The 10,642-nt window shown below is 74.9% G+C and carries 7 protein-coding genes; 4 read left to right on the top strand and 3 right to left on the bottom strand.

Going from position 1 to position 10,642, the window contains the following annotated elements:
* Window positions 1-201: 201 nt before the first annotated feature.
* The 4 genes from AB0E96_RS14510 to AB0E96_RS14495 all read left to right on the top strand — a co-directional run bounded on the left by AB0E96_RS14510 (window position 202) and on the right by AB0E96_RS14495 (window position 6,052).
* A complete protein-coding gene (locus AB0E96_RS14510; protein WP_359822886.1) occupies window positions 202-1,191 on the top strand; it encodes an SGNH/GDSL hydrolase family protein in 990 nt (329 codons plus the stop codon).
* 179 nt (window positions 1,192-1,370) lie between these two features.
* Entirely contained in the window at window positions 1,371-2,681 is a 1,311-nt protein-coding gene (locus AB0E96_RS14505) for a deoxyguanosinetriphosphate triphosphohydrolase (protein WP_359822884.1), read from the top strand.
* A 108-nt stretch (window positions 2,682-2,789) separates the two neighbouring features.
* A complete protein-coding gene (gene dnaG, locus AB0E96_RS14500) occupies window positions 2,790-4,697 on the top strand; it encodes a DNA primase (protein WP_359822881.1) in 1,908 nt (635 codons plus the stop codon).
* A 158-nt stretch (window positions 4,698-4,855) separates the two neighbouring features.
* A complete protein-coding gene (locus AB0E96_RS14495; protein WP_359822879.1) occupies window positions 4,856-6,052 on the top strand; it encodes a sigma-70 family RNA polymerase sigma factor in 1,197 nt (398 codons plus the stop codon).
* Here AB0E96_RS14495 and AB0E96_RS14490 read toward each other — a convergent pair.
* The 3 genes from AB0E96_RS14490 to AB0E96_RS14480 form a co-directional block, all read right to left on the bottom strand.
* On the bottom strand, window positions 6,049-7,200 hold the full coding sequence (locus AB0E96_RS14490; RefSeq protein WP_359822877.1) for a DUF2690 domain-containing protein: 1,152 nt from the start codon (window positions 7,198-7,200) through the stop codon (window positions 6,049-6,051). The genes AB0E96_RS14495 and AB0E96_RS14490 overlap by 4 nt on opposite strands.
* A gap of 473 nt (window positions 7,201-7,673) precedes the next feature.
* Window positions 7,674-9,077, bottom strand: a complete 1,404-nt coding sequence (locus AB0E96_RS14485) for a glutamate decarboxylase (protein ID WP_359822875.1) — start codon at window positions 9,075-9,077, stop codon at window positions 7,674-7,676.
* Between the two features lie 100 nt (window positions 9,078-9,177).
* Window positions 9,178-10,611, bottom strand: a complete 1,434-nt coding sequence (locus tag AB0E96_RS14480; RefSeq protein WP_359822873.1) for an FGGY family carbohydrate kinase — start codon at window positions 10,609-10,611, stop codon at window positions 9,178-9,180.
* Window positions 10,612-10,642 lie beyond the last annotated feature (31 nt).

Raw genomic sequence — 10,642 nt, 5'->3', positions numbered from 1 at the left:
CGGCACGTCGGCGCGCGGCGGCCCGGGTGTGCCCGTCGGCCGGTCCGGGGGCGGATTCCGGCCGCTTCGGTCCCGCCCGGAGGCGTATTCGGCCCGGGCGGGAGTGAACGGCCGCGACCGTTCGTTGGCCCCTGATGCGCCCGCCCGGGGGACGGGCCGCCACCAGGAGCCGACCGTGATCCGCATCCCCGGGGGGAGACCATGCCGAGGACCGCACGCCCGACCATCGCCCTGACCGCCGGACTGGCCGCAGTGCTGCTGGCCGGCTGCACCGACAACGCCGGCTCGGACGGCGGGAGCGGCGCCGCCGGCGCGGCGCCCGCCCACGCCAAGGCCGCCGCGGCCGAGCCCCCGCCCACCGGTCCGTACGTCGCGCTCGGCGACTCGTACACCGCCGGGATGAAGATCGCCCCGCAGATCGGCGAGCCGGGCGCCTGCTACCGCTCCGGGGCCAACTACCCGGCCCTGGTGGCGAAGGGGCTCTCGCTCGCCGCCGGGCAGTTCAAGGATGTCAGCTGCAGCGGCGCCCGCACCGGGGACCTGACCGGCCCGCAGAAGGTCGCCGACGGCACCAACCCGGCCCAGCTGGACGCGCTGACCGCGGACACCCGGCTGGTGACCCTGGGGATCGGCGGCAACGACGCCGGCTTCATGGAGGTCGTGACGGAGTGCGCCAAGGCCAACCTGGTGGACATCGTCAAGGGCGTGATCACCGACAGCGCGGACCGGATCAGCAACTCGCCGTGCCGCGACCACTACGCCAAGGGCGGCGGCACCGACGAGGTCCAGCGCAAGGTGGACGCGGCCGGTGAGCGGATCGGCCAGGTGCTCCAGGACGTCCGGAAGCGCTCCCCGAAGGCCAAGGTGTACGTGATCGGGTACCCGGGGCTGCTCCCGGCCGATCCGGCGAGCTGCCTGCCGGTGCTCGGCAACGCCGTGCCCGCCTCCGACCTGAACTTCCTGGTGGAGAAGCAGCAGCAGCTCAACGGCATGCTCAAGAAGCGCGCCGAGGCGGCCGGCGCGGTGTTCGTGGACCTCGCCGGGCCCTCGGCCGGGCACGACATGTGCGCGGGGGAGGGCGAGCGCTGGGTCGAGCCGCCGTTCCCGGCCCACGGCCTGGCGCCGATCCACCCCAACGCCAAGGGCCAGGAGGCGGCGTCCGGTGTCGTCCTGAAGGCGATCAAGGGCTAGCCCCCGGCCGGGCCGGGGAACGCGAGGGGCGCGCGGGGCGCGCGGGACTGGACCGTCCGGGTGGGGCCGACGCACCGGGGCGGGCACCCGCGTGCCGCGCACCGTTCACGCCCCGGCCCGCATCGCTTCGTGCGCGGCACACCCCGCGTGTCGGCGGCCCGGCGTACGGTGAAGGGCATATGGACGACACCAAGCACCGCCTCGCCGCCCCGATCCCGTACGACCGCGCTGCCGAGGCCCGCTGGGTCCCCGAACCCGACAAGCGGCCGGGCCGCACGGCCTTCCAGCGCGACCGCGCCCGGGTCCTGCACTCGGCCGCCCTGCGCCGGCTGGCCGGCACCACCCAGGTGGTCGCCCCGATGCGCAGCGACTTCCCGCGCACCCGACTCACCCACTCCCTCGAATGCGCCCAGGTCGGGCGGGAGTTGGGTGCCGCCCTCGGCTGCGACCCGGACCTCGTGGAGACCGGCTGCCTGGCCCACGACATCGGCCACCCGCCCTTCGGCCACACCGGCGAGGAGGCCCTCGACCAGGCCGCCGAGGCCTGCGGCGGCTTCGAGGGCAACGCCCAGTCGCTGCGCATCCTGACCCGGCTCGAACCCAAGCGCTTCGCGCCCGACGAGGAGCGGCCCGCCGCCCGGCTCGCCCCCTGGCCGGGCCGCAGCGTCGGCCTCAACCTGAGCCGCGCCGCCCTGGACGCCGCCACCAAGTACCCGTGGACCAAGGGTGCCCACCCCACCGACCCGGCCTCGCCCAAGTACGGCGTCTACGCCGACGACCTGGCGGTGTTCCGCTGGCTGCGGGCCGGCTCCCCGGCCGGGCGCAAGTGCTTCGAGGCCACCGTGATGGACTGGTCCGACGACGTGGCCTACTCCACCCACGACGTCGAGGACGGCCTCCAGGCCGGCCACATCGACCCGGCCGCCCTGCGCGCCCCGAGCGAGCGCGCCGAGCTCTTCAAGGTCGCCGAGCGCTACGCCCCGGACGCCGGGCCGGAGGAGCTGTCGGCCGCCCTGGACCGGCTGCTCGCCCAGGAGTGGTGGCCCCGCTCCTACGATGGCACCGCCCGGGCCCGGGCCGGGCTCAAGGACCTCACCAGCCAGCTGATCGGCCGTTTCTGCCTGGCGGCCGAGCAGGCCACCCGCGCCCGCTACGGCCCCGGCCGGCTCACCCGCTACACCGCCGAGCTGGTGGTGCCGAGGGACGTCCGGCTGGAGTGCGCGGTGCTCAAGGCGGTCGCCGTCCGCTACGTGATGCAGCGCGACGAGCAGGCCCAGCTGCGGGCCCGCCAGCGGATCGTGATCGCCGAGCTGGCGTACGTCCTCACCCAGCGCGCCCCCGAGGGGCTGGACCCGGTGTTCGCCGCCATGTACCGCGAGGCCGAGGACGACCGCGCGGCCCTGCGCACGGTCGTCGACCAGATCGCCACCCTCACGGACGCCTCGGCCCTGGCCCTGCACGCCAAGCTGGTCGGCGCCGCCTGGGCGTAGCGGGTCCGCCGTCCGCCCGGCGGCCCGGCCCGGCCGGTTGCCCCGGCCGGTCGGCCCTGCGGCGGTCCGCCCGGCTCGAAGGCGCGGCCGCCCCAGTAGACTTCCGGGGTGGCCGGGCGGATCAGGGACGAAGACGTACAGGCGGTGCGCAGCGCACTGCCGATCGACGCGGTGGTCGGCGACTACGTACAGCTGACCAATGGTGGCGGCGGCGAGTACAAGGGCGTCTGCCCCTTCCACGACGAGAAGTCCGCCTCCTTCTACGTCAACCCCGCCAAGGGCGTCTTCCACTGCTTCGGCTGCCAGGAGAACGGCGACACGATCGCCTTCCTGATGAAGATCGAGCACTTCACCTTCGCCGAGGCCGTCGAGCGGATGGCCGCCCAGGCCGGCATCACCCTGCGCTACGAGGAGGGCGGCTACAGCCCCCGCCACCAGCAGGGCGAGCGCACCCGGCTGGTCGAGGCGCACAAGGTGGCCGCCGCCTACTACCGGGAGCAGCTGGCCTCGCCGGAGGCGGAGATCGGCCGCCGTTTCCTGGCGGAGCGCGGCTTCGACGAGGAGGCCGCGACGACCTTCGGCGTCGGCTACGCCCCCGCGGGCTGGGAGCACCTGGTCCGCTACCTGCGCGGCAAGGGCTTCACCGACAAGGAGATCCTGCTGGGCGGCCTCGCCTCGCAGGGCCAGCGCGGTGGCCTGATCGACCGCTTCCGGGGCCGGCTGGTGTGGCCGATCCGGGACATCGCGGGCGAGGTGGTCGGCTTCGGCGCCCGCCGCCTGCGCGAGGACGACAACGGCCCGAAGTACCTCAACACCCCCGAGACGCCGATCTACAAGAAGTCCCACGTGCTGTACGGGATCGACCTGGCGAAGAAGGAGATCGCCAAGTCGGGCCGCGCGGTGGTGGTCGAGGGCTACACCGACGTGATGGCCTGCCACCTGGCCGGGGTCACCTCGGCGGTGGCCACCTGCGGCACCGCCTTCGCCGAGGACCACATCAAGATCATCCGCCGGCTGCTGATGGACACCTCGCAGTACAGGGGCGAGACCGTCTTCACCTTCGACGGCGACGCGGCCGGCCAGAAGGCGGCCCTGCGCGCCTTCGAGGACGACCAGAAGTTCGCCGCCAAGACCTCCATCGCGGTCAGCCCGGGCGGCATGGACCCGTGCGAGCTGCGCCTGGCCCAGGGCGACGAGGCGGTCAAGCACCTGATCGACAACCCGGTCCCGCTGTTCGAGTTCGCGCTGACCTCGGTGGTGGCCCGGCACCGGGTGGACACCCCCGAGGGGCGGTCGGCGGCGCTGGAGGAGGCGGCCCCGATCGTCGCCAAGATCAAGGACCGCTCGATCCAGCACGAGTACGCCGTCCGCCTGGCCGGCATGCTCGGCATCCTGGACGAGCAGTTCGTCGTCCGCCGGATCTCCCAGCTGGCCCGCTGGGACCGCGAGCGCCAGCAGAACCCGCGCGGCGCGGCCGCCCAGCGCCGCCCCGAGCCGGTCCAGCCGCAGCGCCCCGCGCAGCCCGCCTTCCGGCTCAACCCGCGCGACCCGGCCCAGTTCGTCGAGCGGGAGCTGCTCAAGCTGGCGCTCCAGCACCCGGACCTGGTCAGCCCGGCCTTCGACCACTACGGCGAGGACGAGTTCCCGACCCCGCCGTACACCGCCGTCCGGCAGGCCATCGCCAAGGCCGGCGGCGCCGCGTACGGGGCGGGCCTGCCCGACTTCACCAGCGCCGTGCGCGAGGCGTCCCCGGACGACCAGGTGCGGTCGCTGGTCACCGAGCTGACCGTCGAGCCGGTGCGCTCGCGCCGCAAGGTGGACGCGATCTACGCGGGGGAGTTCCTGGTCAAGCTGCGCATGCTGGCGGTGGACCGGCGGATCACCGAGGTCCGCGGCTACCTCCAGCGGCTCGGCCCACGCGCCGACGCCGAGCAGCTGCACGCGGTGCAGACCGAGCTGTGGCAGCTCCAGCAGTACGGGCAGCAGCTGCGCAGCCGGGGCGCGGCGGCGCTGTAGGGCCCGCCCGCGCCTCCCGCGGCACGGCCGCGCCACCCGCCGGAGAAAGTCGGCGCACGAGTCTCGGCCACGGAGTGTGGCGTACCGCACACTGGAGGGCGTCCCACCTCCGTACTGCGCGGGTCCGCCAGAGTCGCGCCCGCCCCGAGGGGATGCCCGTGGAGCAAGGCCTCGCCGCAGCGACCACCACCAGGACGAGAGCGAACCCCGCCGGACCGGCCGGGCCGCACGCCGGCAAGCAGCAGTCCGGGGAGCAGGAGGCCGACCACGGCCGGGCCGGGGCGGCGCCTCCGGACGGTGCCCGGGCCCCCGCCCAGGGCCTGCCGGAGGGCCACCCGGACAGCCCGGACAGCCCGGACCCCGACCACGAAGCCGAGCCCGAGCCCGGGGCCGGGGCCGGGGCCGAGGAGCCGGAGGAGCGCCGCGGGCCCGTCGGCGACACCGGTCCGGCCGCCGACCTGCTGCGCCAGTACCTGCGCGAGATCGGCCGGATCCGCCTGCTCACCGCCGAGGAGGAGGTCGAACTCGCCCGTCGGGTGGAGGCCGGCATCTTCGCCGAGGAGCGGCTGAACGGCGACCCGCCGCCGCCCGACCCGCTGGCCGGGGAGCTGGACACCCTGGTGGTGCGGGGCCGGATCGCCAAGCGCCGGCTGATCGAGGCGAACCTGCGGCTGGTGGTCTCCGTCGCCAAGCGCTACGTCGGCCGCGGGCTGACCCTGCTGGACCTGGTCCAGGAGGGCAACCTGGGCCTGATCCGTGCGGTGGAGAAGTTCGACTACGCCCGCGGCTTCAAGTTCTCCACGTACGCGACCTGGTGGATCCGGCAGGCGATGAGCCGGGCGCTGGCCGACCAGGCCCGGACGATCCGGGTGCCGGTGCACGTGGTCGAGCTGATCAACCGGGTGGTCCGGGCGAAGCGCGGCCTGCTCCAGGAGCGCGGCCTGGAACCGACGGCGGCCGAGATCGGGGCCGCCCTGGAGCTGACCGAGGAACGGGTGCGCGAGCTGCTCCGGCTGGCCCAGGAGCCGATCTCGCTGCACACCCCGGTCGGCGAGGAGGAGGACGTCGCGCTCGGGGACCTGATCGAGGACGCCGACGCCGCCTCGCCCGCCGAGTCCGCGACCTTCCTGCTGCTGCGCCAGCACCTGGAGGCCGTCCTGGCGACCCTGGGGGAGCGGGAGCGCCAGGTCGTCCAGCTCCGCTACGGGCTGGACGACGGCCGTCCGCGCACGCTGGAGGAGATCGGCGCGGTGTTCGGCGTGACGCGGGAGCGGATCCGCCAGATCGAGTCGAAGACCCTGGTCAAGCTCCGCGACCACGCCTGTGCCGAGCAGCTGCGCGGCTACCTCGACTAGCCGACGGGCGTGGGCGGGAACGAGGGGGAGAGCGAGGGCGTGGGCGAGGGCTGGTCGGCCGGGGTCGTCGCCGGGTCCCACGCCGCAGGGTCGGCCGGTGTGGCCGGGGCCGGTGCCGTGGGGGCTCCCGCGCCGGTTCCCGGCGGGGGTGAGGCGGGCCCGATCGGGATCGGGGTGGAGGCCACCACCATGGCCAGGTCGGAGACCACCGCGGTGCAGTCGTGGCCGGCCGGCTGGTAGCCGCAGACCTGGAAGGTGACGGTCGGGTCGGCCGCGTTCAGCATCGGCGAGTAGTTGTCGTAGCCCCAGTGGATGAGCGCGGTCTCGCTGTCGCCGGTGCCGTCGGTGATCGTCGCGTAGTCCTTCGGCTGGCCCTCGGTGATGGCCGCCCAGGCGGCCCGGCAGGTCTGGCTGTACCGCAGGTAGACGACGACCTTGCCGACCACCTGGGTCTGCAGGGTCCGGGCGTCCTTGCCGCAGCCGGTGGTCTTCGGGTCCTTGTGGGCGCAGCCGACGGCCTGGCAGGCGGGGTCGGTCGGGCCGGGGCGGGCGGAGGCGGAGGCCCCGGCCGTCGCGGTGGTCCCGTCGGCCGCCGCGGCCTGCCCGTCGTGCCGGCTGATCCGCAGGCCGACCAGCACCAGCAGCAGTGCCAGCACGGCGGCACCGGAGATCAGCGCCGTCGGGCGCAGCCACCAGGGGGCGGGATCGGGTTCCGGCCCGGCCGCCGGTGCCTCCGCGGCGGCCTGCTCCCCGGCGGCGAACCCTGCCTCGGTGGCGGGGGGTTCCTCGGGACTCCGCGGCTCGTCGTCGGCGGCCGGGCGCTGCACGGCCGCGCCCACGCCCGGCTCGGCGCAAGCGCCCGGCTCGGGGCCCCCGTCGGGGACCGGCTCCGCCACCGCCTGCCGCCACAGTGTCCGCAGCGCGGCCCCGTCGCACGCGACCGTCCCGATCAGGGCGTCCAGCGCCTGCTCGGTGACGATCCGTTTGCCGTTGAGCCAGCGCTCCCAGGAGGCCCGGCTGTAGTGCGTCCGGGTCGCCAGCTCGGACAGCGACAGCCCGGCGGTGTCCTTGATGGTCCGGAGTTCCTCCGCCAGGCGCTTGGCGGGTTCGGACAGTTCCTCGGGCAGCTGCTTCCGGGCGGCACCCACTGCGGCGCTCCAAAACTCGAGAAACGGTGGGCGGGGGAGGCGGGCCGGAACGGGCGGGCGGGTCCGGCCGTCCGGCGTCCCAGCTTCTCCAACCCGGTCGGCCTGGCGTCCCAAACCCCAGGTCATGGCGCTGAGACGGACGGAAGTGTCTCACAACCCCCGGAGACGCTCGAACATTCACGTCGTCATCGTGCAGAGTTCTCTGGCCGGTGCGGTCCGCCCGTCGGTGGAAACGTTCGGACACCGATCGATCACTCGTCGCGGGGTCCGCACCCGCTCCCGGCCCCCACCGGACCGGCGCAGCCTCGCGGGGGGAGGCTGCGCCGGTCCGCCGGGACGCTCCGGTGGGGAGGGCGCTTCGCTGCGCCCTCCCCACCGTGAGGTCTTCCCGGGGCGCCCGAACGGTCGGTGGCGCCCGAACGGGCAAGGGGGCCCGAACGGTCGGTGGCGTGCGAACGCCCGGTGGCGGCCGTTCAGTGGTGGAAGCCGGGCCGGGCCGGCACCCCGAGCTCGCGGAGCGGGACGGGTTGGCGCCGCAGCTCCGGCAGCAGCCGGCCGAGGTCGCCCAGCAGCAGGTCGGCGAGGTCCCGGGAGAAGCCGTTGCGGCAGACCACCCGGAGCACCGACAGGTCCTCCCGGTTCGCCGGGAAGGTGTACGCGGGCACCTGCCAGCCGCGTTCGCGCAGCCGCCGCGACACGTCGAAGACGTCGAACGGGACGTCCCCCTCGGTGGTGAAGGCGAACACCGGGAGCTGGTCGCCCCGGGTCAGCAGCCGGAAGCCGTCCAGTTTCCCGATCTGCCCGGCCAGGTAGCCGGAGACCTCGCGGCAGGCGCCCTGGACGGCCCGGAAGCCCTCCCGGCCGAGCCGCAGGAAGACGTAGTACTGGGCCACCACCTCGGCGCCGGGCCGGGAGAAGTTGAGGGCGAAGGTCGGCATCTCGCCGCCCAGGTAGTTGACCCGGAAGACCAGTTCCTCCGGCAGCGCCTCCTTGTCGCGCCAGAGCGCCCAGCCCACGCCCGGGTACACCAGGCCGTACTTGTGGCCGGAGGTGTTGATGGAGGCCACCCGGGGCAGCCGGAAGTCCCAGACCAGTTCCGGGTCGAGGAAGGGCGCCACCATGCCGCCGGAGGCACCGTCCACGTGCACGGGGACGTCGGTGCCGGTGCGCTCCTGGAGCGCGTCCAGGGCCGCGCAGATCTCGGCGACCGGCTCGTACGAGCCGTCGAAGGTGGAGCCGAGCACGCCGACCACTCCGATGGTGTTCTCGTCGCACAGGGCGACCGCCCGCTCGGCGTCCAGGTGGAAGCGGCTGCCCTCCATCGGCGCGGTGCGCGCCTCGACCTCCCAGAAGTTGCAGAACTTCTCCCAGCACACCTGGACGTTGACGCCCATCACCAGGTTGGGCCGGGCCCCGGCGGCGTAGCGGTCGGCGTTGCGGCGCGTCCAGCGGCGCTTGAGCGCCATGCCGGCCAGCATGCAGGCCTCGCTGGAGCCGGTGGTGGAGCAGCCGACCGCGGCGTCCGGGTCGGGGGCGTGCCAGAGGTCGGCGAGGATCGCCACGCAGCGCCGCTCCAGTTCGGCGGTCTGCGGGTACTCGTCCTTGTCGATCATGTTCTTGTCGAGGCACTCGGTCATCAGCCGGGTGGCCTGGGCCTCCATCGAGGTGGTGACGAAGGTCGCCAGGTTGAGCTTCGCGTTGCCGTCCAGCATCAGCTCGTCGTGGATCAGCTGGTACGCGGTGTCCGCGGCGACGGGGCCCTCGCCGAGCCGGTGCAGCGGCGGGGCGAGCTTCATCGAGCCCAGCGGGTCGGCGATGGTCGGGTACGGGCCGATGCTCAGCCGGCGGTCGCCGCCGGCCCCCTTGTGCAGCGCCATGGCGTCCTGCCGCCCTTCGCGTCGGTGGCCGTGTCCCGTCCCACGCTGCCACCGGGCGAGGGGTGACGCATCCGCACGCCCGGCGTCCCCGGTGGCGGGGTCAGGCCGCGGCCTCCGGGTGGACCTGGTCGCGGGCGGCCCGGTACTGCTGACGCACCGCCGAGCCGATCGCCAGGTCCTGCTCCCCGTCGGGCTCGACGGTCTCGGCGTCCGGCAGCTCCCACTCGGGCGGCTCCGGGGTGCCGGCCAGCGCCCAGGCGGCCTGCCGGGCGGCCCCGCGGGCGGCGTGCGCGCCGGGCGGCGGCACCACGACCGGGACGCCGAACAGCATCGGGGCGATGTGCCGGACGGCGGGCAGCCGCCCGGCCGTGCCGAGCAGGAACACCCGCTTCACCGCGACGCCCTGGGCGCGCAGCACGTCGAGGGCGTCGGCGATGTTGCAGAGCATGCCCTCGACGGCGGCCCGGGCCAGGTGCTGAGGGGTCATGGCCTCGGCCCGCAGGCCCGTCAGGGTGCCGGCCGCGTGCGGCAGGGCGGGGGTGCGCTCGCCGTCCAGGTAGGGCAGCAGCACCAGGCCGTAGGCGCCGGGGGAGGAGTGCAGGGCGAGGTCGCTCAGGCCCTCCAGGTCCAGGCCGAGCATGGCGGCGGTGGAGCGCAGCACCTGGGCGGCGTTGAGGGTGGCGACCATCGGCAGGTGCCGGCCGCTGGCGTCGGCGAAGGAGGAGACCAGGCCGGACGCGTCCACCACGGCCTCCCCGTGCACCGCGAAGATCGTCCCGGCGCTGCCCAGCGAGACCACCGCGTCGCCCGGGCCGAGGCCCAGACCCAGGGCGGCGGCCATGTTGTCCCCGGTGCCGGCCGAGATCAGCAGGCCCTCGGGGGTGTGCCCGGCGGGCTCGGCGGGGGGCAGCACGTCGGGCAGCCGGAGCTCGTGGCCGAGCGCCAGCTCGACCAGGTCCTGCCGGTACTCGCCGGTGATCGGCGACCAGTAGCCGGTGCCGGAGGCGTCGCCGCGGTCGGTGGTGCGGCGCTTGGGGTGGCCGAGCAGCTGCCAGACCAGCCAGTCGTGCGGCAGCAGCACCTCGGCGACCCGGCGGGCGTTGGCCGGCTCGAACTCGGCCAGCCAGCGCAGCTTGGCGATGGTGTACGTGGGGGCGGGCACGGCGCCGATCGCGGCGGTCCAGGCGGCGGCGCCGCCGAGGGCGTCCAGCAGCTTGGCGGCGGCGCCGCTGGAGCGGGGGTCGTTCCAGAGGATCGCCGGGCGGACCAGCACCCCGCCCGCGTCCAGGCCGATCATCCCGTGCTGCTGGGCGCTGACCCCGATCGCCCGGACGCCCTCCAGCAGGCCGCCGGTCGCGGCGTCGCCGAGCGAGTGCAGCCAGACCTGGGGATCGGTCTCGCCCGGGCGCAGGTCCTGGTCCTCGGGGACGGGGTGCGGCGCCTTGCCGGAGCGCAGGACGGCACCGGTGTCGGCGTCGCACGCGACGATCCTGGTGCGGTTGGTCGAGCTGTCTATCCCCGCGACGATGGCCATGCCGAGATCATGCCTCAGCCCGGCCCCGGAC

The sequence above is a fragment of the Kitasatospora sp. NPDC036755 genome (assembly GCF_040636595.1).
Classification (GTDB): Bacteria; Actinomycetota; Actinomycetes; order Streptomycetales; family Streptomycetaceae; genus Kitasatospora.
Note: the sequence above shows the minus strand (reverse complement) of the source record. Positions and strands in the feature narration are given on the sequence as shown.